The sequence below is a fragment of the Priestia megaterium genome (assembly GCF_009497655.1).
GTDB lineage: Bacteria > Bacillota > Bacilli > Bacillales > Bacillaceae_H > Priestia > Priestia zanthoxyli.
The window spans coordinates 4,053,039-4,078,123 of record NZ_CP023317.1; the positions used below are offsets into that span (position 1 = coordinate 4,053,039).

Consider the following 25,085-nt stretch of genomic DNA (forward strand, 5'->3'; position numbering starts at 1 on the left):
GTCACACACCTCTAAAAATAGATTAGGGCTAGTGTATTTTCTAGGTGTTTAGACAAGCCCTTATTTCAGTTTATGCACAGATTCAATAAAGATGTCACCACGTTCTTCAAAAGTTTTAAATTGATCCCAGCTTGCACAAGCAGGAGATAATAAAATAACATCTTCTTCATCTGAACAAGCATATGCTTCTGAAACTGCTTGTTTAACATTATCGACACGTTTTACAATTTGTATTCCCTCTTCTTTGGCTACGCGTTCAATTTTAGGAGCCGTTTCACCAAACGTAATAACAGCTTTCACATTTTTAAACTCTTCTTTTAAATCATCAAACTCATTGCCGCGATCGAGTCCGCCTGCAAGTAGAATCGTCGGCTGTGAAAAAGCGGAAAGAGCTACTTTTGTAGCAAGCATATTTGTAGCTTTAGAGTCATTATAAAACTTACGTTTGTTGATTGTCGTGACATATTGAACGCGGTGTTTAACACCAGCAAACGTTGTGAGCACGGAGTAGATAGCTTCATTTGAACAGCCGTACAGCTTCACAACGGATACAGCTGCTAAAATATTTTCTTGATTATGTTTGCCTGGCAGCACCACATCTTTTAACGACATCACTTCTTCATCTTTAAAGAAAATCGTTTCGTTTTTAATATACGCTCCTTCTGTCGTTTGAGCTGTAACAGAAAAAGGTACTTTTGTCGCTTTAATATTTGCACTAGCTTTCATCACTAGCTCATCATCCGCATTAATAACGGCAAAGTCTTCACTTGTTTGATTGTTAAAGAGATTTGCTTTCGCTTTGATATATTCCTCTTTTGTACCATGATAGTCTAAGTGAGCATCAAACAAATTCAATAATAAAGAGATTTTCGGACGGAATTTTTCAATTCCCATCAGCTGAAAAGAAGAAAGCTCCGTTACAATTACATTGTCCTTTGTTGCTTTTTGCGCCACTTCACAAGCTACTGTTCCAATATTTCCAGCAATCAACGGCTGCTTTTGATCTTCTTCTAACATTTTATAAATGAGCGTTGTTGTTGTTGTCTTCCCATTGCTTCCCGTAATTCCGATAAAAGGAGCTTCGCTAATTTCATAAGCTAATTCTACCTCTGTTAAAATCGGAATATGTCGCTTTAATGCTTCTTGCAATAGAACATTTGAATACGGAATCCCAGGGTTTTTTACAATAACATCCGCTTTGTCTAAAAGCTCAAGCGGATGATGTCCACAGACAACTTCAATGCCCGTTTTTTCTAATTCCTGTGCTGCTGCGTTCTCTTCGTACGGTTTTTGATCATTAACGACTACTTTAGCACCAAGCTGTTTAACTAACTGAGCGGCTGCTAAACCGCTCTTGGCTAATCCTAAAATAAGTACTTGTTTACCTTGATACGTATTGACTGATTTCATTTAAATCCACACCTCGATATAAATTCCAAGCATTGCAAATAATAGTCCTACAGCCCAAAAAGTCATAACTACGCGCCATTCAGACCAGCCGCTTAGCTCGTAATGGTGATGAAGCGGGCTCATTTTAAACACACGTTTTCCTGTTGTTTTGAAAGATGCGACTTGAATAATAACAGATAATGTTTCAATAACAAACACACCACCAATAATAACAAGCAAGAATTCCATTTTCATTAAGACAGCCACCGTAGCGATAGCTCCTCCTAGCGCTAAAGAACCCGTATCTCCCATAAATACTTTTGCAGGATGGGCATTAAAAACTAAAAATCCTAACACAGCTCCTACTACAGCAACTGAGAAAATAGATAGTTCAAACTGCTCTGCATTCCAGGCGAGAACTGCAAATGCACCAAAAGCAATCGCACTTGTACCAGATACAAGTCCGTCTAATCCATCCGTTAAGTTGACCGCGTTTGAAAAACCAACAAGCCAGATGATGAGGAAAACAACATAAAACCAACCTAAATCGATTGGGTCTTTAATTCCTGGAATCGTCACTTCAGTTGAAAACTCAAACTGTCTTGCAATAAAGTAAAAAATAATTGAAATGACAACCTGACCTAAAAACTTTTGTTTAGATGTTAATCCAAGGTTACGCTTTAACACTACTTTTATAAAATCATCTAAAAATCCTAATAAACCAAATCCGATTGTGACAAATAATAATAGAAACGTCTTATATGTAAGTTCTGCATATTGATTGACCATAATAAGAGTTGCCACAATAATAGATAATAAAATCATGATACCGCCCATTGTAGGTGTACCTGATTTTTTCTGGTGAGATTTCGGGCCTTCATCACGAATACTTTGACCAAACTTTAATCTTCTTAAGAAGGGAATAAAAATCGGCGACAATACAACCGTAATCAAAAAGGCTACGCCGATTGTCAATAAAATTGATTGTTCTAGCACGATGTCCCCTCCTTAACTTCCAACTCATTCCGACTCATTTTGTTCTCTACCCATTTCATTACTACTTTCGCTCCTCAATCATTTTGCGTGCTACTTCTCGATCGTCAAAATCGAATACTTTTTTACCAATAATTTGATAGGTCTCGTGCCCTTTTCCAGCAATGACAATAACATCATCTGCATGCGCTGTTTCCACTGCATAGCGAATAGCTTCTGCACGATCAGCAATCGTCACATAGTTATCTGTATCCAAACCTTCTTCCATATCTTTTAAAATAGCCAATGGATCTTCACTTCGTGGATTATCAGATGTCAAAATAGCTTGTGTACTGTATTCAGCTGCAATCCGAGCCATGATTGGTCGTTTTGTACGATCTCGATCTCCGCCACAACCAACAATAACATATATATTGCGTTTTGCGAATTCTTTTACAGTTTTTAACACGTTCTCTAAGCTGTCCGGCGTGTGGGCATAATCCACGATAACCGTAAAATCTTGCTGCGCATCAACCACTTCAAAACGCCCAGACACACCTTCTAACACTTTTATTTCCTCGACAATAACTGACAGAGGGAGACCAGATACTAAACATGCAGCCGTAGCCGCTAATACGTTGTAGACGCTAAATTTCCCAATAAGCTTCATTTCTACAGAAACCGTTTCTGTCGGTGTTGTCAAATCGAACGTTGTGCCGCTGTTTGTAATTTGAATATTCGTTGCACGAATATCACTTTCACGGTCAATACCGTACGTAATCACTGTAGCAGCCGTGTTTTTAATATATTCCTCGGTTGCCGCATCATCGACATTAAGAACAGCAAATTTAGGACGATTATGGTTATAAGCATTTCCTAACTGTGCAAATAGCAACCCTTTCGCACGACGATAATCTTCCATTGTATGATGATAGTCGAGGTGATCTTGCGTTAAGTTACTAAATACCGCCACGTCAAAGTCGCACCCGTGTACGCGTCCTAAGTCAAGCGCGTGAGATGATACTTCCATCATCGCTACTTCTACATTCTCTTCCACCATTTGATTAAATGTTTTTTGAAGAGTCAGCGATTCAGGCGTTGTGTTTTTCACATCATAAGACGTATCACCAATACGAATTTCAATCGTTCCAATTAGACCCGTCTTTTTATGCTGTGATTTAAAGATATGCTCAATTAAATGTGTAATCGTTGTTTTTCCATTTGTGCCTGTTACACCAATTAAATGCATTTTTTGTGTGGGCTGATTGTAGAAAGCATCCGCCAGCACTGCCATTGCTCGCTTTGTACTCTTCACGCGTACAACGGGCACTTCTACATCCACAGGCTTTTCTGCTAAGATTGCTACTGCCCCTTTTTCCACAGCCATCTGTGCAAAGCTATGACCATCAACCGTATAGCCGTCTATACAAATGAACAATGCTCCGGGCTTAACTTCTCTTGAATCCATTTCAATTGACGTAATATCAATATTCTGTTCAGGAAGCTGAACAAAATCATGTAAATGTGTTAGTAGTTCTCGTAAATCCATTCCTACCATGTCCTCTCTATTTGTAAAGTGAAACGTTTGTTATAAGACGCTATGGCAACTATTCTTCTTTTTCTAGCACCTAACCTATTACATTTTACAGAAAAAGAAGCCCGGAGGGAACACCCCCAAGGCTTATTTGTTGATTTCATGTTCACACGCAGCGTAACCTGCTGATTATCATGCAAGGAAGAATAATAGTTTATAGAGATTTTTATTTTCCCATATAAATTCTAACCGTTTCGCCTTCTTTAACTTTCGTTCCGGCTGCAGGAGACTGCTTGACCACTTTATCTCCTTCGCCACTCACATCTAATTTTAAATTAAGTAGCTGTTCTTGTAACTCTTTTTTTGACATTCCTACGACATTTGGTACTTTTATCATTGGTGTGTCCAGCCACGTTAACTCTTTTTCAATTTGTCCTTTACGCGGTTTAACGTCCATCACACGCAAACTGTCTTCAATCATTTTACCTACAATCGGAGCTGCTACCACTCCACCAAACTGAATGGTGCCCTTTGGATTATCAACCGCAACATACACGACAATTTCAGGGTTATCTGCTGGTGCAACACCGATAAAAGAAACGATGTGATTATTTTTTAAATACTTTCCATTTTGAGCTTTCTGCGCCGTACCCGTCTTTCCTCCAACGCGGTACCCTTCCACAAAAGCTCCTTTTCCGCTTCCTTGTGCGACTACACTTTCAAGAGCAAAACGCACTTGCTTAGACGTTTCCTCGGAAATAACTTTTCGCTTAGCAACCGGTTTATGACTGCTTACAACTTTTCCGGTAGTTGGATCCACCCACTCTTTTGCAATATAAGGTTCATAAAGTGTTCCACCGTTTACGGCTGCGGAAACAGCAGCTACTTGTTGAATAGGCGTAACGGCAACCCCTTGCCCAAAAGCTGTTGTAGCTTGTTCAACCGGCCCTACGCGCTCAAGCGGGAACAAAATTCCTTTTGCTTCCCCTTGTAAATCAATACCTGTTTTTTGACCAAAGCCAAATTCTTTAATGTATTTGAACAATTTCTCTTTTCCTAAACGTTCCCCAAGCTCCACAAAACCAGGGTTACATGAGTTCTGTACAACTTCTAAAAAAGACTGCTGTCCGTGTCCCCCTTTTTTCCAGCAGCGAAGTCTCGCTCCTCCAACTTCCGCCGCCCCATCATCGTAGAATTGATCTTTTAGTAAATCCACTTTCTTTTCTTCAAGAGCAGCTGCCAGTGTAATAATCTTAAACGTTGATCCGGGCTCATATACGCTCCAGATTGGAAGATTGCGATTATACACCTCAGGCTTCACATTTTTAAAATCCGTCGGATCAAAGCCCGGACGACTTGACATACCTAAAATTTCACCGTTTTTAGGATTCATAGCAATGGCAATCATACCATCTGGATTATAAGCTGTCTGAGCATTATCCAACTCACGCTCCATGATTGTTTGCACACGTGAATCAATGGTCAATCTCAAATCGAGCCCGTCCACAGGCGCTGTGTAGTCATCGGCTATATTGGGCATCTTTTTACCTTTAGCATCAGAATACAATTTAACTGAACCTTTTTGTCCTTTTAGCTCTTTATCATAATATAATTCAAGGCCCGTTAACCCTTGATTATCTACTCCCGCAAAGCCTAATACATGCGACAAATAACTTCCAAACGGATAGTACCGCTTCGAATCCTCAGCTATATATACGCCTTTTAAATTTAAATTTCGCACTTCATTTGCTTTCGCATGTGAAATTTTTCTTCCTTCAGGACGCAAATATACGCTAGAAGAAGCTTTTGTTATTTGTTCATATACTTTTTCTTTTGATGCTCCCAGCACTTTTGCTAACTTTTCAGCCGTAACAGCTGGATTTTCAACTTGTCTTGGCATAACTAAAACGGTCGGTGCACTTTTATTTGTAGCAAGTGCCACATCATTGCGATCTAGTATCTTTCCTCTTTCAGGTTCAAAAGGAATATTCCGACTCCATAAGTCTTTGGCTTTTTCAGTTAGCGTATCCCCAGTCAGCAACTGTACATATCCAAGCCTTGTATCAATAATCAAAAACACAATAAAACCGACAAACAAAACAATGGCTAGCCTTTTACGAACTGTGACTCCTGATACCCGCATATATTAGAACCTCCTCTGAATCGGCTCGTTCCAATATATGCTTGTACAGGATTCACTAGAACTTATTTTCTAGTCAAGTTGCTTATCGTCTTTTTTACTGTCAGATTCACTTTTTTCCGTTTCTTTTAGCTTATTTAACGTGCTTGAAAATTCTTTAGGCGTTTCAAGTTCCACTTTCAGGTACGTTCCTGCTTTTAGCGGATCTCCTGCTTTAATACTTTGACTTACAACATAACCATTTTCAAGTGCGCTAGGTCGAACGTTGACAAATTCACTAAAGCGAATAACGTCACGATGTGAAAAACCTGTTAAATCAGGCATTGTGGCTTTTCCGTTTGTCTTAATGAACACGCGTTGACCAGTGACAATGGTATCAGAAGTCGGTGATTGGCTTTCTACCGTATCTCCTTTACCTATTACAACAGGAACAAGCCCTTTTTGTTTTAAGTCTTTCACGGTACTATCAACTGATTCATTAACGTAAGATTTAAGCTTGATTTCTGAATCCACTTTCTTTTCTTTCGTTTCTTTTCCGTCTTCATCCGTTTTTTGAGGCTCCACTCCTAAATACTGCAGACTATTTTTCATCACCGGATTAAATACAGCTGTAAGCGGCGCAGTACCCGTTTCTTGAGGCGTGAGAGTTGGATTTTTAACGGCTACATAGACAAGGAGCTTTGGATCCTTAGCAGGTGCAAAGCCCATAAAGGAAATGAAATTTTTCCCGTGTCCATGCAGGTAACCTCCGGTAGGCCCAGGAATTTGAGCTGTTCCCGTCTTTCCAGCGACATCGTATCCTTCAATCGCGTAAGGTTTGCCTGTTCCATCATCAGAAGAAACAACGGTTTCTAAAATACCTAGCGTTTCGTTCGCTGCTTTTTTAGAAATAGGCTGGCCTACTACGGTAGGTTTTGTTTTCTTAATTGTTTTCTTATTTGTTTCATCGACTACTTGTTTAATCACGTAAGGCTTCATCATTTTCCCGTCATTTGCAATCGCAGTAGCCGCTTGAATTTCTTGAATAGGCGTAAAAGCAGACGCCTGTCCAAACGCAGTGGTTACGCGGTCTCTCGGGTACTTCGTCACTAACTTGCTAGAAGCTTCATTTGGCAAGTCAATTCCCGTCTTATCCATAAAGCCAAACTTGTCCAAGTATTTATACAAACGGTCGGTACCTAATTTTTCGTTGGCTAAAATGGCAACCGCTACATTTGAAGACCTTTGAATTCCTTCATTAAATGTAATAGCTCCCCAGCCGACTCCGCCGTTGTGATCGTTAATCGGAACGCTGTTTTTCGTTACTTTATAAGATCCCGACTGATAGCGGTCTTCGCCGTTATAAACGCCTGCATCAATCGCGGCTGCTAGCGTAAAGATTTTCATCGTTGAACCAAGCTCATAGCTGTTTTCAACAAACGGATTGCGATAAGAAGTGATATCACGAATATTTGGATCAAATGAAGGTCGGTTTGACATCGCCAAAATTTCACCGGTTTTCGGATTCACTACCGTTGCCATTAGCTCTTCTGGTTTATATTCTTTAGCAGCAGCTGTCATCGCATCCTCTAAAAACGTTTGAATTTTTTCATCAATCGTAAGCGTAACGCTGTCTCCGTTTTTAGGAGCTACAATTGACTCTTTTGGATCCGGAAGCTTAATTCCGTTTTTAGCAGCTTCGTATTTTACATATCCATCTTCTTCAGAAAGCTGCTTATCAAATACTTTTTCAATTCCCATTTTCCCTACGATTTTACCCGTATCATCTTTTTGTGCATATCCTAAAATACTTGAGGCAAATACACCGTTTGGATAGAAGCGCTTCGAATCGCGTAAAAACGTGATGCCCGGGAGATTTAGCTTCTCAATTTTTTGCTTTAGCACGTTATCAATATCACGTCCGCCTGGGCCAAGTTCTACTTGGAAGGTACCACGTTTAATTCCTCTTGTTAACATGCTTTCAATTTTCGATTCGTCCATCTTCAACAACGGGGCTAATTTTTGAGCCGTCTTTTCTGGGTCTACCACATGTTGCGGGTGATCTTTATCTTTTGTTTGTTTTTTATCTAAAATCGCCACAACCGTATAAGCACCCGTGTCTTGGGCGATTGCTTCTCCATTTCGATCGTAAATCGTACCGCGCTGTCCTTCAATTTTAGACGTTCGCGTATGCTGTTTTTGTGCAATTTCGGCTAAAGCTTCTCCGTCTGCTTTGCCCGTCGCTTGGATGTAAAAGAACCTGATGGCTAATACAAAAAAGAGCAATGCAAATATTAAAATTAATATTGCTGCTCCTGTACTAATATTGCTATTTTTTCTTGGCGTAGTCATCGCAATTAATCGTTAACGACTTTTACGTTATTTTCATTCAATTTTAGTCCAAGTTCTTTTGCTTTTGTCCAAATACGATCGTATGCACTTAACTCTGTTACCTGTAATTTTAACTCATTGTTTTTTGCTTCTTGCTTGTCAATCTTTCCATCGAGTGATTGCACTTCTTCACTGATGCTATAAAGCGAAGATTGATTTGAAATGATTTGCACAGACCCAAACAGCATGAGTGCGACAAACCCAGAATACACAATTTTTTCACCAACCGTGATTTTTCTTTTTGTCTTTCGAACAACTTGACGTACCGTCTTTTGCTGCTTCTGCTGCTGGTCTTGCTCTCTTACTTTGTATGCTGCATTGTTCATTCTCGTCCCCTCCTCTTTGATTAAACCCTTTTATTAGACTAATTTCTCAACAATTCGAAGCTTTGCCGAACGCGCGCGCTTATTTTCTTCTACCTCTTCTTCTGAAGGTAAAATAGGTTTTCTTGTGATGACTTTCATTTTAGGTTTAAATTCTTCTGGAATAACCGGCAGTCCATGAGGAAGCTGCGGAACCGTGCTTGCATTTTTAAACGCTACTTTACAAATTCGGTCTTCAAGTGAATGGAAGGTAATAACACTTACACGTCCACCTTTTTTGATTACATCCATGGCCTGTTCAATTGCATCTTCAAATACTTGAAGCTCATCATTTACAGCAATGCGAATAGCCTGGAAAATCCGTTTTGCCGGATGTCCGCCCGTTCGTCTAGCTGGTGCTGGAATACCATCTTTAATAAGATCAACCAGCTCTAGCGTTGTTTCAATTGGTTTAGACTCTCGATATGCTTCAATCTTGCGGGCAATTTGTTTCGAAAACTTTTCTTCTCCGTATTGGAAAAAGATTTTTACAAGTTTTTCATAAGGCCATTCATTTACTACGTTGTACGCAGAAAACTTTGAGTTTTGATCCATGCGCATATCAAGCGGGGCCTCATGATGAAAGCTGAACCCTCGCTCTGGTGTATCCAACTGAGGAGACGAGACGCCTAGGTCAAACAATACTCCATCTACTTCTTCAATTCCATGTTTCATTAGCTGCTCTTTTAAATAGCGAAAATTACTTTTGATTAGAATAACTCTGTCTAGATACGGGGCTAATTTTTCTTTTGCATTTTCAAGAGCAACATCGTCTTGATCAAACGCAATTAATTTCCCTTTTTCTGATAGCTGTTTTACGATATATTCACTATGACCTGCTCCGCCAAGCGTGCAGTCGACATATACTCCATCCGGCTTAATATTTAAGCCTTCCGCTGCTTCTTTAAGCAAAACAGTTGTGTGATTAAACATTATGACACCTACTTCTTTCTAAACTACTTAGTTATGTATACAAAAAGCAAAAAACGGTGTTTTTCTTTGATATATATACACGTTTATATTATATATCAAAGTTCAACATTATTTCAGCTATTTATATAAGAATTAAGTAGAATTTTGTCTTTTTGTCACAAATAGTGTCATTTTGTTAAAAGTAGGACATATTCGTAGAATAAAATGTAAGGAATATAAGGTTTTTTTGCGTAATTAGAAATAAATACCTTATAAGGATTCAATTGGCTGACATTCACCTTGTAAACTTGTTCTCTTTTCCAAAATAAAAATCCTGCTTTTCAGCAGGATTTTATTAGACATAGCAGACTTTTAACTGGTGATTTAATTCGACTTCAGCACTTAGTAAATCTGACACAAATTGCATACCATAGCCGTTTAAATAATACATAATATTCCACATGCGTTCTTGTGGAGCATTGTAGGGACGAAGAGCAAGTTCAATTTGAGCATATTTTGAATGCTTCACATCGTGCTTAATGAGCTGTTTGGATTCGACAATCTTTTGAATGGTTTCAAACTGCTTTTGAATAATCGCTCGATTTTTAAGCATGACTTCATCAAATGTTTTGTCTTCTTTTTGAATATTTTCACGAAGAGTTTTATGAATTTTTTCAAAATCTTCTTTCGCTTTTTCAAAATACATTTCGTACGGGTTGTGAACTTCTGTCTTAAGCCAGTGCTCCCTCTCTGCATCTACGCCTTTGTTAATGACATTCGAAAGGTCTAACTGAAGTTCATCCATATACTTCTCGATATGTCTTTCTACGATTGCATAGGATAACCTCGGAACCACGGGAGGCATTTTAAAGCTAAATAAAGAAAATGCTTTTTCAAGCTCTGCCCAATACGCTACTTCCCCTGGACCTGCAATAAACGCAAGGGTAGGAAGTAAGTACTCCTGCATAAGGGGTCTAGTCACAACGTTATTACTAAGAAGCTCTGGCGTTTGTTTAGCAATTTGAACCAGCTCTTCTTTAGACAGCGCGAGTTCATTTTGCTTTCCAACAAACTGCTCTTGCTCTGCGTCTCTTTCTAAAAGTACTCTGTTTTCGTTGTGTGAATAAAAGAGATGAGCCGTTTCTTCTCCCACTTCAATCATTCGTCCGTATTGTTTTTGAATCTCTGTTTGCTGTTCCATAACGGCTGACGATAATTTGTCATTTTGTTCAATTAACGTCACAAAGAAAGAAGATTCAATGCTGCGCACTTCTTTAGAAGCTGCATCCATTAAAATAAGACCTGACTCTGCAAACAATGTGGTAACCAAATGAGCAAAGAAATCGACATAGGTACGTGATTTATCTAACGCCTCTAAAACAAAGTGTAACACCTGATTTGTATGCGCCGTTTCGTTAAACGTTTGAAAAACATCACGAACCCAGCTTCTACAGGCTTCCTGATCTAATTCGATTTGAGAAACCATTTGCTTTTTCTTTAAAGAATGCTTTAACGTTTTCTTTAAAAGCTGGTTTTTATGCTCTGTGTATACATGGTTGATCTCAGCAAAATCATGATCTTCTCCAGCAATCCAAAATACCGGAAGCACGGGCACGTTTAGAGCTGCCTCTTGTTGTTTAGCTAGCAGCACAATTGAAATCACTTTATGAATGGTGTACAAAGGACCCGTAAGCAGCCCCGCTTGCTGACCTCCAACGACCACTACGCTGTTAGGATCTTTTAGCTTTTCAATATTTTCAATCGTCTTAGAAGATGCTCCGTAGCGCTTATTAAAATCAAGCAGATACTCAGCAAGCTGTTCTCTTGGATAAGACTGCTTTTGAACGTCCGCTAAACGTTTTTCATATACGTCTTTTTCGTGTATATTATAATGAAAAAAGGAAAGTGCTTGCTTTTCACCTTTTATGTAATCGTTCGTTAGTTTGTTTCCCGCCTTTAAAGAGACGTCTGTAATCTCCATGAAAGAACTTCCTTTCTTTTCCTAATACTTATATTCTCTACATATAGCTTCATTATCCATAATGTAACTGCTCACGTCTAGTAACATGCTTTACAGAGAGGAAATACGAAAAGCGATTCCACCTATATTTAACACAATATGTGCAATAAGAAACAAAACGAAATTCATTCGAAAGAACCCTTTCGCAATAAGCTTCATTTCTAAGTCATGTTTGACTTTCCAATGTACAAACATCATAATCATTGCCACAACTAAAAGGACTAACGCAATCAACCACAAAAAAGAGTGCCCAAAAATTTCCACAGCTGCATAATGCACGGACAAAATAAGAAAAACCGTAGTAATGTACGTTGCTATGTGGACAGATTTCCTTTTATTTTTCGTCAGTTTGCGTAAAAGCATGTATAGAATAAAAAAACCGACGAGCGGCAGAGTGACAAACGTCGCAAAAACGCCAGCAATAAAACTTCCCATGTTACTCACCCTTTTCTTCTTCGATTCCTTTTATTGACCTATATAAAAAGTCAACAATAGGCGTCGACGTTCTTTTTTCAGCAGCTTGTGTTTGGATATAACCTAAGATAGCATCAATCTCGGTTTGCCGCCCCTCCTGTATATCTTTTAGCATAGAAGATTGATTTGTACTCGTGCGCGAACAAACCCCCATCGCATTTTCCCAATAATTAAAAGCTGAATCCAGTTTTAACACATCTGCAATCTCTTCATACAATAGACGCATCGTTTTATAAAAGTAGCTGTTGTGAATCAGCTGCCCATTTTTCACGCGATACAGTGCCGTAAGAGGATTAATGAGCGCATTTACAACTAATTTCTTCACCAGCATCGCATACCAATCTTTTTCAATTACCCAAGGAAAATTCACAATCGGTAAGATAGACTCCATTTCTCCTCTGTACGAAGCAATACGGGTTGTTCCTATTCCTGTATGATGGACGCTATCCATATTTGTACGCATTGCCCCATGTTCAACTGTACCCAAATAGAGAGTGCGCTGCGGGAGGTTTTTGAGAATTTCAATATGGCTCATACCGTTTTGGATAAACAAAAGGGGAGTATGTATAGTAAGGGTTTTAATAAAAGGAATAATCTCTTTTAAATGATACTGTTTTACAGTAATAATGATTAAATCTGCTTCTTTTATGTTTTTTTCCAGAGGGATAGCACTGACTTTTTTCGTGTGATGTTCCCCTTGTCTATGTAAGGTAATTCCATTTTCGTTAATACACTTTGCTTGAGTTGGTGTTTTCGTGTACAAGGTTACATCATAACAATCTGATAAATACGCGCTAAACAACAGACCTAATGATCCGCCTCCAATAATACCTATAGTTTTCATCGTATTTTTTGTTCCTCTTTCTATTATTGAGTTTCATTTTAGCAAAAAAATGCTTTGAATTAAATGCATTCTTTAAATTTTACCTATTCATATAGCCCGTGTGATTAAAAATCACCGGGCTTATTGTAAATTATTTAGAGTGATCCCGTTTTTTTCTATTATACGGGATACACCGGATGTTTACGACGGCTAAAGGTCACATTCTTTGTTTCATATAATCGAAAGCGGTCAATTAACGTTCGACGCAGTTCGTTAGCAGGAACGATGTCGTCAATAATAAGTTCAGATGCCAGCGTATAGATATCGATGTGTTCTTTATACTCTTGCTGTTTCTGTTTAACAAACATGAACCGCTCTTTCGGATCTTCAATTTCATTAATTTTATTAGAATAGACGGCATTTACTGCAGCTTCAGGACCCATTACGGCAATTTGAGCAGTAGGCAATGCAATGCAGCAATCTGGTTCAAAAGCCGGACCAGCCATAGCGTAAAGCCCTGCGCCATAAGCTTTACGCATGACTACGGAAATTTTAGGAACTGTAGCTGAACTCATCGCTGCAATTAATTTGGCTCCATGTCTAATGATGCCAGCTCTTTCTACTTTGGTTCCAATCATAAATCCAGGCACGTCAGCTAAAAACAGCAAAGGAATATGGAATGCATCGCACAATTGAATAAATTTTGCGCCTTTATCTGCTGAATCTACAAACAGCACTCCCCCTTTAACTTTTGGCTGATTAGCAACAATCCCTACTACTTTTCCATCTATTCGTGCAAGCCCTGTTACCAATTCGGCGGCAAACAGTTTTTTTATTTCAAAAAAGCTCCCCTCGTCAATAAGGGTATCAATTGCTTCATAGATATCAAATGGAACATTTTGATTCTCCGGAATTAGTTCTACTAAATCTTTTGTCTGCTTAGGCTCTTTAGCTTTTTGTACTTTAGGCTTTTCTTGATAGTTTTGTGGAAAGTACGTTAAATAAGATTTGGCATACGAAATAGCTTCTTCTTCAGAATAAGCCAGCACATCCCCGCACCCGCTAACGCTGCAGTGCATATGCGCTCCTCCCATTTCTTCTAGCGTAACCTTTTCTCCAATAACGGCTTCGGCCATACGCGGCGACCCTAAGTACATAGAAGCGTTTCCATCTACCATCACAACAATATCACAAAATGCAGGGATATAAGCCCCTCCAGCTGCTGACGGACCGAAAAGCAAACAAATTTGAGGAATGACGCCGGAAAGTTTTACTTGATTGTGAAAGATCCTTCCAGCTCCTCGGCGGTTTGGAAACATATCTAATTGATCCGTAATACGCGCTCCAGCAGAATCCACTAGGTACAGTAAAGGCACATGCAGTTTTTCTGCAACTTCTTGAATCCGAATAATTTTTTCTACTGTTCTAGCTCCCCAAGACCCTGCTTTTACAGTAGAATCATTAGCCATTACACAAACCGTTTCACCGTTTACTTTTCCAATCGCAGTTACAACACCGTCTGCCGGCAACCCTTCGGCTTTATTATTTGCAAACATGCCGTCTTCTTCATATTTCCCGTCATCGAATAAAAGGGCTAAACGATCTCTTACAAAAAGCTTCTGTTGTTTTGCAAGTTTCTCTTTATACTTCTCGGCGTTGCCACGCTCTACTTTTTGACGATTTTCATCATATTTTTTCTGAGATTCACCTGTATGTATCATGATATCTCCCCTTTATGAGTTATGAAATAGTCACCAAAACGTCGCCTTCGTTCACAAAATCCCCCACGGCTATATGGACAGTCTCTGCAATACCAGCTTGATCGCTTTCAATAGGAATTTCCATTTTCATAGATTCTAATACAACAACAACTTCTCCTTTAGTTACACTTGCTCCTTGCTGAACAAACACATTAAATACCATGCCTGCCATTGTCGCTTTGATTTCACTCATTGTGGTGCTCCTCCTTTATTTAATACTGTTGATAATAACGATGTGTTATAGGTGCCCTTTTCATATAACTCTTCATTTAACAACTGCTTAAATAGAGGAATATTTGTTTTGATTCCCTCTACAACAGCTTCTGTAAAATATGATTTAGCTAGTTCAATTGCATTTGAACGCGTACGACCAGTAATGATAACCTTTGCAATCATTGGATCATAAAAAGGTGTAACCGCATTCATATCACTGTAGCCGCTATCTACGCGCGCGTAGGTTCGCTCCGGCAAGTGATAACCCGTAATTTTCCCCGGAGCCGGTAAAAAAGTAAACGGATCTTCTGCATAAATTCGAAATTCAATGGCGTAGTTATTTGCTGCTATTTCCTCTTGCATACGAGGAAGCTTTTCACCGCGCGCAGCTAAGATCTGCCACTTAACTAAATCGACCCCTGCAATTTGCTCGGTGATCGGATGCTCAACTTGCAGCCGCGTGTTCATTTCAAGAAAATAAAAATTTTCGTCTTCATCCACGATAAACTCCACCGTACCCGCATTATAATAGCCGATTGCTTTAGCCGCTTGAACGGCTTGGTTTTGCATGGCTTGTCGCGTACTTTCTTTTAAAGAAAGCGCAGGGGCTTCTTCAATCACTTTTTGATTTCTTCTTTGTACAGAACAATCGCGTTCAAAAAGATGAACGACATTACCATGCTGATCTCCAAAGACCTGTACCTCGATATGTTTTGCGTTTGTGATAAGCTTTTCAATAAACATTCCTTCATGACCAAAATATGCTTTTGCTCTTGCTTTTGTTGAGGCATATACCTGTTTTACTGCTTCTTCGTTATCGCAGCGCACCATCCCAATTCCTCCGCCGCCTCCGCTTGCTTTTAACATAACGGGATATCCAATTACCCCCGCTACTTTACAAGCCTCTTCAACCGACGTCACATCACCTTCGCTGCCGGGGACAACAGGTACACCCGCTTCTTTCATCGCAGCGCGGGCAGCAATTTTGTCGCCCATCATCGAAATGATTTCGGGAGAAGGACCGATAAAACAAAAACCTTCATCAATCGCTCTTTTAGCAAATGCACTATTTTCCGATAAAAATCCATATCCAGGATGAATGGCGTCTACTTTTTCTTCATGACTAATTCTAAGCAGCTCTTCCACATTCAAATATGACTTTTGCACAGGAGGCTCTCCAATTCGACGTGCTTTTGTAGCCGCTTGAACATAAGGAAGTTCTGCATCTGCATCGGAATAGACAGCCACCGTTTCAATGCCCATTTGTTTGCATGTATGAATAATACGAAGAGCAATTTCTCCTCGATTTGCAATCAGTATTTTTTTCACCTTTCTCTCCCCTTTCCTCAAATTTCTACTTTCCCCCATATAATTCTACAATAATTTTAAAACTCCTCTACAATTTTTGAAAACGCTTTCTATTTGAATTCTGTTTCCCTTTTGCCTCCTTTCTAAAAAGTGATGTTTATAGTAATGTATTCTTCGTATTTAACCGAAAGAATTCATTTTTCTTTGTGCGCATTGAATATTCGTTCACCAATCACGAAAACAGAATATTTTGTATTTTTGTTATATAATATTAGATGAACGAACCAATCCAGTTCGTTCATCTAGCAAGGAGACATAACAAGGGGGATATGGGATGAATTACGAAGTGAAGCATTTAAAAATTAATTTTAAAACGCTAGAAGAGTTCAAGAAATTCAAAGAATATGGCATTCAAGAACTTTCAATGCTAGAAGAATTACATGCCAAGATTTCCGATAATGAAATAAATTCTCCGTTTTACGGCATTTATTTTGGAAATAGCTTAGTGGCTCGCATGAGTCTCTATAAACGAAACAAACAGTACGATCAATATTTCGAGCCGCCTCAAACGTATATTGAAGTGTGGAAACTTGAAGTGCTCAGCGATTTTCAGCGCAAAGGATTAGGTCAAACGCTCGTTGAATATGCCAAATCCTTTCAATTACCTATCAAAACAAGCCCGCGAGTAAAATCGAGTGATTTTTGGTCAAAAATGGGGTTCGTACCTGTAACGTATGATATCGATCGTGATTTGGGAGAAAACCCTCTTATTTGGCTACCAAACGGTGTAAGCGAACAAAAATAAACAGCTGATTTCCAGCTGTTTATTTTATATCTATGTGGTATATATGATTAACATGAAGTAGGGAGCATTCAAGCTATCGCTTTACTTTTGAACTTTTTCTAAATTTAAATTTTTATCCACTTGAAATTTCACTTTTCTACTTTTTTCATCCTCTTTTAATACAACCATTTTACGAGCCCTCTCCATAATTTCAATAAGAGCTTTATAGTCATCTTCCACAATTAACAAATTGTTTTGCAAAGCTTTTTTTTCTTTTTCCAAAATCGTTACTTTCTCTTGTAAACGTTCAATCTTTTGCTGCAGTTCTTCATTAGCTTCGAGAAGCTCCGACGAGTGTTTTTGCCCTTGATCTACATTTTCTAAATACTTAATTACCTCATTAAGCGAAATATGTTTCTCTGCTTCCATATATGATAAGCGTGCAGGCTGCTCGTCGTCTTTTGAAACAGTTCTTGCTTTTAATTCTTTTCTCTGTTTTTTCGCAAGGTCAATACCAGTCTTGTATTGTTTGCGCACAAAAGAATTCCAGCGGAAGCCACAAGCTGCTGATGTTCGTGTAAGTTTCTTCCCCACTTCTTCAAATGCAGCTAGCTGAGTGCCACCTTCACGTATATGACGCAGTACAATTTCTGCGAGTAATAAATCTTCATCATGAGTCCATGCATCTTGACGAGAAGAAGTCATTTTTCTATCCCTCCTTATCCGTACTTATTAAATGAATATGCACCTACTAGATAAGATAGACTATTGTTCCTCTTCTCAATCAAGAAAATCTTTCATATACTTTGAAGCAAAATGGGAAACCCGTGATTCTTTCATCTTTTGCTTATTAACTATATTGCTATGGAAATGCAGTTCATAACTATGTTTTTTTAACGATGACCTTTTGAACCGCTTCTTCATGCTCAGGCGATTCCCACAATATCGAACAGCGATGAATTTCTTGTTCCATTCGATTCCAAACCTGGCTTTGCTCCCATTTCTCAATAGCGATTTCTTTGTAAGCTTGCAATACTTGGGTCGATTTATGAGTAATAGGAGCTAACCACTCCTCACACCTCATAGTTAGCTCTTTAAACGACGTAACATAGGAAAGAAATCCAATTTGCTTTGCTCGTTCTACTCCATACAGCTGAGCACTGTAGATCATTTCCATCGCTTCTTGATACCGCAGCTTTTCAAGAAGAATGGTTCCGCCTCCCCAGCCTGTTGTAATTCCTAAATTCCCTTGAATAAAGCCCATTTCGCTATGTGTTGCACTTATACGGAAGTCACATGCAATCGCAAGCTCACATCCCCCCCCAACCGATGTTCCATTCAAAAGGGCAACTGTTGGTTTTGGGAGCGTTAAAATTTCATAAAGAATTCTCCCCATTTTCGTTAACATTTGAGACGCCTCTTTCGAAGTCTTTAGCTCATGAAATACGCTTAAATCTCCTCCACTGCAAAATGCGTCTGAACCAGCACCTGTAATTACAAAAGCTTTTACTAACTGATTATGTTTCACATAATCTACAGCTTGCTGCAGTTCATTCATCACATCATAATCAATAGCATTACGCTTTTCAGGGCGATTAATCACAAATGTAGCAATGCCTTGGCTTGTAGTAAACAGCTCGCTTTTTTTCATGCTTTTTCCTCCTTATGAACAAGGTATGAATCCTTTTACAACAGTAATTGTTTATTTAAAAAGAGTTCTTGTTCTATAAGAAAAATCCTTCTCTTCCAAAGGGCAGAGAAGGAAAAAAGGCAAAAAAAATAAAAGACCCTTTAAGAGGGTCTTTTATTTAAATAAGCAATTATTTGCTTACTACGTCATTTCCTTTGTAAGTACCACAAGCTTTACATACGCGGTGTGATAGTTTCATTTCACCACAATTTGGGCACTCTACCATACCAGGAACTTGTAATTTAAAGTGCGTACGACGCGTTCTTTTCTTCATTTTAGATGTTCTTCTAAAAGGTACAGCCATTATTCCCACCTCCTTAAAAGAATTTTAAAATCATATGAAGGCCCGAAAGCCGGATCTTCGCATTTTTATTTCTTTTTGTCTTTAAAGAAATTTTCGAGTACGGCTAAGCGGGGATCTACTTTTTCCTGCTGTTCTTCTTCGGTAACAACTTCCCAGTCTTTTCCTGACTGTGGAGCTGCTCCTGCCGCTTGCTGATTTTCACTAAATACCTGCAGAGGAATTTCAACAATAATTAACTCTTGAATCAAAGGTTGTAAATCAACCGTTTCTCCCTCTACAATGCGTACTTCAGCATCTTCTTCATAATCAGCATTCACATTCAATAAAAACGTTTCAGTTGCGTTAATTTCAAACGGATACGGAACGTCAACTAATGTACGAGCACAAGGCAACGTCATTTCTCCTGAAATTTTAAGGTGAAACGTTACTTTCGAAGAGCTAATGTCGGCTCTTCCTTTCACGTTTACATCTGACATTCTACGAATTTGAGGATCAGCATTCATAAACTCTTTGCCGTCAATCACTTCGTCAAATGTTAGACCTTTATTTTGCAACTGATACAATTGATGTATTGTCCATTTCATTGTTAATCACCTCAAGGCAACAAAGGTTATTATAGCTTTCACAAGATTATTTGTCAATATTTTTTCTTTACACTATAATGTACTTAAATATGCTTTTTTGTAAAAATTTCTTACTTTCATAAAAAAATGTTTTTAAAACAAAGAGCTAGACTAAAAATAATAAATTAAAAGGAGACATTATGCAAGCAGTTGGAATAATTGTCGAATATAATCCTTTTCATAACGGACACGCTTATCATTTGCAGCAAGCCAAACAACAAACCGGAGCAGATTGTGTGATTGCTGTGATGAGCGGGCACTTTTTGCAGCGCGGAGAGCCTGCTCTTGTATCGAAATGGTCCCGCACAAGAATGGCTTTAGCCGCTGGTGCAGACTTAGTCGTTGAATTACCCTATGCTTTTTCTACTCAAAAAGCTGAAACATTCGCAAGCGGCGCTATTTCTATTTTGGAATCCCTTCACGCTGACTTTGTATGCTTTGGCAGCGAAAATGGCAATATTGACTCATTTACCCGCACCGCTGATTTGCTCGAAGCTCATGAATCAGAACTATCCGCTTTAATTCAACAAGAGATGAAAAAAGGAAACAGTTATCCAAAATCAGCTTCCAATGCTTTCTTACAGCTTTTCACGGAGGCTCCTATTGATCTATCTCAGCCAAATAATGTGCTTGGAATGAGCTATGTAGCTGCCATAAAAAAACAGCATGCATCTATTAAACCATATACAATCACTCGAATTCAATCACATTATCACGATGATTCCCTGTCTTCCTCTTTTATTTCAAGCGCTACAAGCATACGTAAAGCTATTTTTGACAGCAGCAGCCATGGGGACCTGGGCAAGCATATGCCAGTTAGTACAGCAAACGAATTAGCAGCTTACAAACAAGCACACGGACAGTTTCATCATTGGGAGCACTATTTCCCATTTTTGAAATACAAACTATTAACTACTCCACTTTATGACTTACAGCGTATTTATGAAATAGAAGAAGGTATTGAACATCGACTGCTATCTTATATTTCTTCATCTACTTCATTTGAAGATTTTTTAACAAATGTTAAAACGAAGCGATATACGAGAACCCGTTTACAGCGCATGTGCGTTCACCTTTTAACCAATACAACAAAAAGTGAGATGCAACAAGCTGATCCTTATATTCGCTTATTGGGAATGTCAAAGACCGGACAAGCCTATTTAAAAACAATTAAGAAAAAGCTGTCCCTTCCTATTGTATCCACTGTATCGCAATGTAAACTGAAAGAAATTGATACCGATATTAAAGCGACACATGTTTATAGTATGCCGTTTCAGGAGCCTCTGCGCTCTCAGTTTATGAAACAAGAATATACGCAGCCTCCTATCATTTGGCCATAAAAAAATCGTCTGCAAGAGACGATTTTTTTATGGTTTCAGCTTTTCTAAATAGGTTACGGCATCCGAAAATGAATCTACGGGTACAATTTTCATATCACTGTTTATTTTTTTGGCTGTCTTCACTGCTTCTCGGTAGTTAGAGCCAGCAGCCCCTTTTTCATTTGGTGCAAAGAAAATCTCTGCTCCTTCTTTATCTGCGGCTACAATCTTTTGTGAAATACCTCCGATTGGTCCTACCTCTCCTTTATCATTGATAGTCCCTGTACCTGCAACGCGGTGGCCTTTTGTCATGTCCTCTTTAACAAGCTGATTATAGATTTCAAGTGAGAACATCAGTCCCGCTGAAGGCCCTCCTATTTTTTCAGTATCAATATGTATATCGGGCTTGACTTTTAATTCTTGGTTCGTTTCTAAGGCAATTCCTAGGCCTACTCGTTTCGGCTCGTCAGGAAATGCTTTAACTTTTAGAGTACGTTTGCTTTCTTTGCCATCTCTTTTCACATAAATTGATACTGAATCTCCTGCTTTTTTAGTCGATACGTAGTTGATTAAGTCCTCAGCAGTTTGAATTTTTTTCTCATCTACTTTTGTCACGACATCTCCAACATGAAGTTTTCCATGTGCAGGCATATTTTCTACAACATATGTAACATATACGCCTTTATTGTGGTAGGAAACGCTCTTTCCAGCTGCTTCATATGCTACTGAAATAGCGGCATTTTTTGACGTATCCATCATATGTAATTGCCTTGTCGAGTAATCTTCATCGCTTTCACCCTGCTGCAAAATTTGCTTTGTAGGGAAAATTTCATGAAAGTCCTGTATTTTCGCAAGACCATATGAAAGAGGAGTTGCTCTGCCCATTCTTACAGTTGTAAGCATAAACGTCCCTTTTTCATGGTATCCATCTTCTACCTTAATAATAGGCGCAAGTTCTTCTGCCATTCCAGGCTTTGTAATGTAGTACGGCAATGGATAAAAACAAAGCATTGCCACCACTGCAATAACAGCCAAATATACCAAAATTCTAATTCTAGATTTCACTTTTTTTGTTCTCCTTCCAATGATCAATTGCTTGTAGAATAGAAGGCAACTGCTCATGTGCTGCTTGTTCACCAATTGACATCATTTCTTGAATGTTTGTAAATGCTCTGGAACTAAAAGTATCGAGATTAGGACGAATCATAACGTCTGAAGCAATAGTTCGATGAGCTACTAGCTCATCTTGCAAAATATCTAAACTTTGCATAATCACATCAAAAATGGAGCTGATTTCTGCATTCACTTTCGCTTTTGATACATCGACTCCAATGACAATATCAGATCCCATCTCTTTTACAACCGATACAGGAATACGATCCACTACCCCGCCGTCTACAAGCAATCGCCCATCAATTACTTCGGGAGCAAAGATTCCTGGAATTGAAATACTTGCTCTCACCGCTTCAGCGATAGGTCCTTTTTTAAATACCACTTTCTCTCCTGTTTTCAAATCTGTCGCTACAATGGCAAACGGTATAGATAACTGTTCAATGTTTCTATTTTGCGTAAAAGTGCGAACCAACGACTTTACTCTGTTGCCCGTAATAAATCCCATTTTTGGCACGGTAAAATCCAAATAATACTTTCGTTTGAACGTTAGCGCCATTTTATAAAGAGTTGCCAGTTCAATACCTGACGCATATAGTGCACCAACTAAAGCTCCCATGCTGCTGCCAGCTAGAAAATCAATAGGAATGTTATTTTCTGTTAGCGCTTTGATTACTCCTAAATGTGCAAAACCTCTAGCTCCACCTGAGCCTAACGCAACTCCTATTTTTGGGCTTTCCACTTTACCTGCCCCCTCGTTTTACCTTATAGACTTCTAAAAATGTAAAAACTTTTGATGAGCTTCTCTATCATTGTTGCCCTGTCTTCAATAGGACTATTCTTCATTTTCTATTTGTTCATTTTGTATGAAGCTAAAGATATGTTTTGCTCAATCAACGGTGGTTATTAAGCATTATACTATACTGAAGGTTGTTTTAAGAAATTCTTACTCTTCTCTTGCTGCGTATACGTTTTTTTACTCCTTGACTATTCTAGAAGTGCATTGATTTATGTATATGAATTGTATTTCCAAATGTGACAAGACGCCTTTTTATTCAGTATGAATTTATTTTCTCCTTACACATAGGCATAAAGTCGATGCATAGCTTCGTATATTGATATATAGAAGAACTTGTACATTTGCCTAAAACTCCTCATTTCATTCCTATCAAAATGACGTGAGCTTAGAAAAGGAGATGAATCGTTCGTTGAATAAATCGATGGTGAAAACACTTCTGCTCGGGACGAGCGTAACACTTCTCGCTATTGCGCTTATTGTATATCCAAAAGAAGCGCTAGAAGGTTCAGTAAGAGGTCTCAACACATGGTGGAAGGTCGTCTTTCCTTCTCTGCTGCCCTTTTTTATTGTTTCAGAAATGCTTATTGGGTTTGGCGTAGTGAAGTTCATTGGGATCTTATTAGAGCCGTTTATGAGGCCTTTATTCCGAGTACCTGGAGTAGGGGGTTTTGCTTTAGCAATGGGCATGGCTTCTGGATTTCCTTCAGGTGCAAAAATCACTTCCCGGCTGCGCCAAGAAAAACAGCTAACAGCTATTGAAGCTGAAAGACTCGTATCATTTACTAACTCATCTAACCCTATTTTTATTTTTGGAGCTGTGGCAGTTGGCTTTTTTCACAATCCAGCTGTCGGTATCATATTAGCTCTCTCTCATTACATAGGGAATATTTGTGTAGGACTGGTGATGCGGTTTTATGGATCAGCAAAACCTAAAGGACAAGTAATTCAAAAACCTTCTTTATCGTTAGCTTTTCACGAAATGCATAAAACGCGATTAAAAGATAAGCGTCCTATCGGGAAGCTTTTAGGAGATGCGGTTACTTCTGCAGTTCAATCTCTCTTAATGATTGGCGGTTTTATCATTTTATTTTCTGTATTAAACAAACTTTTATATGTGACTCATATCACGGCCGTTTTAAGCAGCGGTCTAGCTTATTTATTTTCCCTTTGTCATATAGGGACTGAGCTGAGCCTTCCCTTTATTTCGGGGCTTTTTGAAATTACGTTAGGAAGCCGCCTAGCAAGCGAAGCACCGGACACGCTGCTGTTTCATCAAATTATCATCGTTAGCTTTGTATTAGGCTTTAGCGGTTTCTCTGTTCAAGCACAAGTAGCTAGCATACTCGCCGAAACAGATATTCGATTTTTCCCGTTTTTTATTGCCCGAATTTTTCACGGCTGTTTTGCGGTAGTATTCACTATCTTTCTATGGGGTCCTCTTCGGGAATCCATTACTACTTTTCAAGCATCTGAAGGAGCACTGCCGGTTTTTTCTCACTTGGAGTCCGTTACGATTCTATCGCAGTGGCTAAACGTGTACGGCCCGCTCCTAACGATTTTTACGCTGTGCTGCTATATTTATCTATATTCAAAACGAGCGTTTCTTCATCGTTCCTAGTAAAAAAAGAACGTGACGTTTTCTTATCGGCAAAGAAAACGTCACGTTCTTTTTTATCTTATTTTTGAGACAGCTGTTCAAATTTTTCTGCAAGCGCTTCTCTAACAGGGGGAGGAACTAATTCAGAAATATTCCCGCCATATTTAGCTACCTCTTTTACAATACTAGAACTTAAAAACGAGTATTGATTATTTGTCATCATAAATAACGTTTCGATTTCTTTATCTAATACGCGATTTACAGATGTGATTTGCATTTCGTACTCAAAATCTGATACTGCACGCAAACCTCTTAAAATGGTCTTTGCCTGCTTTTCTTTTGCATACTCCATTAATAATCCGCTGTACGACTCTACTACCACATTAGGAAGTGATTTTGTTACTTCTTTCAGCAAAGCTACTCGCTCTTCCCCTGTAAATAGAGGACTTTTTGAGGAGTTATTTAAAACAACCACATAAATCGTATCAAATACATTTGCGCCTCGTTTAATAATATCAAAATGTCCATTCGTAACTGGATCAAAGCTTCCTGGACAAACAGCTATACTGCCCATACGTATCC

The 25,085-nt window shown here is 38.8% G+C and carries 23 protein-coding genes; 3 read left to right on the forward strand and 20 right to left on the reverse strand.

The window, feature by feature from the left end:
• Positions 1-60: 60 nt before the first annotated feature.
• From murD to CEQ83_RS20765, 13 genes are all read right to left on the reverse strand, one after another.
• Entirely contained in the window at positions 61-1,410 is a 1,350-nt protein-coding gene (gene murD, locus CEQ83_RS20705) for a UDP-N-acetylmuramoyl-L-alanine--D-glutamate ligase (RefSeq protein ID WP_028411474.1), read from the reverse strand.
• Positions 1,411-2,385, reverse strand: coding sequence for a phospho-N-acetylmuramoyl-pentapeptide-transferase (mraY, locus tag CEQ83_RS20710; protein ID WP_013058961.1), 975 nt, complete (start codon positions 2,383-2,385; stop codon positions 1,411-1,413). It abuts the gene before it with no gap.
• Positions 2,386-2,446: 61 nt separating this feature from the next.
• A complete protein-coding gene (locus tag CEQ83_RS20715; protein WP_155017490.1) occupies positions 2,447-3,910 on the reverse strand; it encodes a UDP-N-acetylmuramoyl-L-alanyl-D-glutamate--2,6-diaminopimelate ligase in 1,464 nt (487 codons plus the stop codon).
• Between the two features lie 211 nt (positions 3,911-4,121).
• Entirely contained in the window at positions 4,122-6,038 is a 1,917-nt protein-coding gene (locus CEQ83_RS20720) for a stage V sporulation protein D (protein WP_013084856.1), read from the reverse strand.
• Between the two features lie 69 nt (positions 6,039-6,107).
• On the reverse strand, positions 6,108-8,366 hold the full coding sequence (locus CEQ83_RS20725; RefSeq protein ID WP_028411476.1) for a penicillin-binding protein: 2,259 nt from the start codon (positions 8,364-8,366) through the stop codon (positions 6,108-6,110).
• A gap of 5 nt (positions 8,367-8,371) precedes the next feature.
• The gene (ftsL, locus tag CEQ83_RS20730; protein ID WP_028410764.1) at positions 8,372-8,731 is read right to left on the reverse strand and encodes a cell division protein FtsL; all 360 of its coding nucleotides are present in this window, start codon (positions 8,729-8,731) and stop codon (positions 8,372-8,374) included.
• A gap of 33 nt (positions 8,732-8,764) precedes the next feature.
• The gene (rsmH, locus tag CEQ83_RS20735; protein ID WP_028411477.1) at positions 8,765-9,700 is read right to left on the reverse strand and encodes a 16S rRNA (cytosine(1402)-N(4))-methyltransferase RsmH; all 936 of its coding nucleotides are present in this window, start codon (positions 9,698-9,700) and stop codon (positions 8,765-8,767) included.
• A gap of 334 nt (positions 9,701-10,034) precedes the next feature.
• Positions 10,035-11,660: a bacillithiol biosynthesis cysteine-adding enzyme BshC gene (bshC, locus tag CEQ83_RS20740; RefSeq protein ID WP_155017491.1), complete on the reverse strand. Its 1,626-nt coding sequence runs from the start codon at positions 11,658-11,660 to the stop codon at positions 10,035-10,037.
• A 90-nt stretch (positions 11,661-11,750) separates the two neighbouring features.
• On the reverse strand, positions 11,751-12,134 hold the full coding sequence (locus CEQ83_RS20745; RefSeq protein WP_013058968.1) for a DUF3397 domain-containing protein: 384 nt from the start codon (positions 12,132-12,134) through the stop codon (positions 11,751-11,753).
• A 1-nt stretch (position 12,135) separates the two neighbouring features.
• A complete protein-coding gene (locus CEQ83_RS20750) occupies positions 12,136-13,017 on the reverse strand; it encodes a 2-dehydropantoate 2-reductase (RefSeq protein ID WP_063248566.1) in 882 nt (293 codons plus the stop codon).
• Between the two features lie 158 nt (positions 13,018-13,175).
• A complete protein-coding gene (locus tag CEQ83_RS20755; protein WP_154973126.1) occupies positions 13,176-14,717 on the reverse strand; it encodes an acyl-CoA carboxylase subunit beta in 1,542 nt (513 codons plus the stop codon).
• A 19-nt stretch (positions 14,718-14,736) separates the two neighbouring features.
• Positions 14,737-14,949 (reverse strand): biotin/lipoyl-containing protein, encoded by a 213-nt coding sequence (locus tag CEQ83_RS20760; protein WP_033579761.1) that lies wholly within the window; start codon positions 14,947-14,949, stop codon positions 14,737-14,739.
• Entirely contained in the window at positions 14,946-16,298 is a 1,353-nt protein-coding gene (locus CEQ83_RS20765; protein WP_033579760.1) for an acetyl-CoA carboxylase biotin carboxylase subunit, read from the reverse strand. The genes CEQ83_RS20760 and CEQ83_RS20765 overlap by 4 nt, the downstream gene beginning before the upstream one ends.
• A 313-nt stretch (positions 16,299-16,611) precedes the next feature.
• Between CEQ83_RS20765 and CEQ83_RS20770 the strand changes: the two genes are divergently transcribed.
• The gene (locus tag CEQ83_RS20770; RefSeq protein WP_013058973.1) at positions 16,612-17,082 is read left to right on the forward strand and encodes an N-acetyltransferase; all 471 of its coding nucleotides are present in this window, start codon (positions 16,612-16,614) and stop codon (positions 17,080-17,082) included.
• An 81-nt stretch (positions 17,083-17,163) separates the two neighbouring features.
• Here the strand turns inward: CEQ83_RS20770 and CEQ83_RS20775 are convergent, their stop codons facing one another.
• From CEQ83_RS20775 to CEQ83_RS20790, 4 genes are all read right to left on the reverse strand, one after another.
• Positions 17,164-17,766, reverse strand: coding sequence for an RsfA family transcriptional regulator (locus CEQ83_RS20775; protein ID WP_028411482.1), 603 nt, complete (start codon positions 17,764-17,766; stop codon positions 17,164-17,166).
• A 178-nt stretch (positions 17,767-17,944) separates the two neighbouring features.
• Entirely contained in the window at positions 17,945-18,712 is a 768-nt protein-coding gene (locus CEQ83_RS20780) for an enoyl-CoA hydratase/isomerase family protein (RefSeq protein WP_155017492.1), read from the reverse strand.
• Between the two features lie 169 nt (positions 18,713-18,881).
• Positions 18,882-19,055, reverse strand: coding sequence for a 50S ribosomal protein L32 (gene rpmF, locus CEQ83_RS20785; RefSeq protein WP_013058976.1), 174 nt, complete (start codon positions 19,053-19,055; stop codon positions 18,882-18,884).
• A gap of 65 nt (positions 19,056-19,120) precedes the next feature.
• The gene (locus CEQ83_RS20790) at positions 19,121-19,639 is read right to left on the reverse strand and encodes a YceD family protein (protein ID WP_014458367.1); all 519 of its coding nucleotides are present in this window, start codon (positions 19,637-19,639) and stop codon (positions 19,121-19,123) included.
• Positions 19,640-19,818: 179 nt separating this feature from the next.
• Here CEQ83_RS20790 and CEQ83_RS20795 point away from each other — a divergent pair, with 179 nt between their 5' ends.
• Positions 19,819-21,018 carry a nucleotidyltransferase gene (locus CEQ83_RS20795; RefSeq protein WP_154973124.1) on the forward strand — a complete coding sequence of 400 codons (1,200 nt, stop codon included), beginning with the start codon at positions 19,819-19,821 and terminating at the stop codon, positions 21,016-21,018.
• A gap of 27 nt (positions 21,019-21,045) precedes the next feature.
• On the opposite strand, the gene CEQ83_RS20800 is transcribed toward CEQ83_RS20795, so the two are convergent.
• Positions 21,046-22,062 (reverse strand): SepM family pheromone-processing serine protease, encoded by a 1,017-nt coding sequence (locus tag CEQ83_RS20800; RefSeq protein WP_308012705.1) that lies wholly within the window; start codon positions 22,060-22,062, stop codon positions 21,046-21,048.
• Positions 22,052-22,849 carry a patatin-like phospholipase family protein gene (locus CEQ83_RS20805; protein ID WP_028411486.1) on the reverse strand — a complete coding sequence of 266 codons (798 nt, stop codon included), beginning with the start codon at positions 22,847-22,849 and terminating at the stop codon, positions 22,052-22,054. Before CEQ83_RS20805 ends, CEQ83_RS20800 begins: the two co-directional genes overlap by 11 nt.
• 466 nt (positions 22,850-23,315) lie before the next feature.
• On the opposite strand from CEQ83_RS20805, the gene ylbJ reads away from it, so the two are divergent.
• Entirely contained in the window at positions 23,316-24,524 is a 1,209-nt protein-coding gene (gene ylbJ, locus CEQ83_RS20810; protein ID WP_033579758.1) for a sporulation integral membrane protein YlbJ, read from the forward strand.
• A 58-nt stretch (positions 24,525-24,582) separates the two neighbouring features.
• Here the strand turns inward: ylbJ and coaD are convergent, their stop codons facing one another.
• Positions 24,583-25,077 (reverse strand): pantetheine-phosphate adenylyltransferase, encoded by a 495-nt coding sequence (gene coaD / locus CEQ83_RS20815; protein ID WP_013058982.1) that lies wholly within the window; start codon positions 25,075-25,077, stop codon positions 24,583-24,585.
• Positions 25,078-25,085: the final 8 nt, after the last annotated feature.

Bases quoted from the DNA above. Each gene is read 5' to 3' on its own strand.
- rpmF (WP_013058976.1), bottom strand. From the start codon at position 19,055: ATGGCTGTACCTTTTAGAAGAACATCTAAAATGAAGAAAAGAACGCGT.
- CEQ83_RS20755 (WP_154973126.1), bottom strand. From the start codon at position 14,717: ATGATACATACAGGTGAATCTCAGAAAAAATATGATGAAAATCGTCAA.
- ftsL (WP_028410764.1), bottom strand. From the start codon at position 8,731: ATGAACAATGCAGCATACAAAGTAAGAGAGCAAGACCAGCAGCAGAAG.
- murD (WP_028411474.1), bottom strand. From the start codon at position 1,410: ATGAAATCAGTCAATACGTATCAAGGTAAACAAGTACTTATTTTAGGA.
- CEQ83_RS20725 (WP_028411476.1), bottom strand. From the start codon at position 8,366: ATGACTACGCCAAGAAAAAATAGCAATATTAGTACAGGAGCAGCAATA.
- CEQ83_RS20790 (WP_014458367.1), bottom strand. From the start codon at position 19,639: ATGAAATGGACAATACATCAATTGTATCAGTTGCAAAATAAAGGTCTA.
- CEQ83_RS20745 (WP_013058968.1), bottom strand. From the start codon at position 12,134: ATGGGAAGTTTTATTGCTGGCGTTTTTGCGACGTTTGTCACTCTGCCG.
- coaD (WP_013058982.1), bottom strand. From the start codon at position 25,077: ATGGGCAGTATAGCTGTTTGTCCAGGAAGCTTTGATCCAGTTACGAAT.
- bshC (WP_155017491.1), bottom strand. From the start codon at position 11,660: ATGGAGATTACAGACGTCTCTTTAAAGGCGGGAAACAAACTAACGAAC.
- CEQ83_RS20720 (WP_013084856.1), bottom strand. From the start codon at position 6,038: ATGCGGGTATCAGGAGTCACAGTTCGTAAAAGGCTAGCCATTGTTTTG.
- CEQ83_RS20760 (WP_033579761.1), bottom strand. From the start codon at position 14,949: ATGAGTGAAATCAAAGCGACAATGGCAGGCATGGTATTTAATGTGTTT.
- CEQ83_RS20795 (WP_154973124.1), top strand. From the start codon at position 19,819: ATGCAAGCAGTTGGAATAATTGTCGAATATAATCCTTTTCATAACGGA.
- CEQ83_RS20750 (WP_063248566.1), bottom strand. From the start codon at position 13,017: ATGAAAACTATAGGTATTATTGGAGGCGGATCATTAGGTCTGTTGTTT.
- CEQ83_RS20715 (WP_155017490.1), bottom strand. From the start codon at position 3,910: ATGGATTTACGAGAACTACTAACACATTTACATGATTTTGTTCAGCTT.
- CEQ83_RS20775 (WP_028411482.1), bottom strand. From the start codon at position 17,766: ATGACTTCTTCTCGTCAAGATGCATGGACTCATGATGAAGATTTATTA.
- rsmH (WP_028411477.1), bottom strand. From the start codon at position 9,700: ATGTTTAATCACACAACTGTTTTGCTTAAAGAAGCAGCGGAAGGCTTA.
- CEQ83_RS20780 (WP_155017492.1), bottom strand. From the start codon at position 18,712: ATGAAAAAAAGCGAGCTGTTTACTACAAGCCAAGGCATTGCTACATTT.
- CEQ83_RS20770 (WP_013058973.1), top strand. From the start codon at position 16,612: ATGAATTACGAAGTGAAGCATTTAAAAATTAATTTTAAAACGCTAGAA.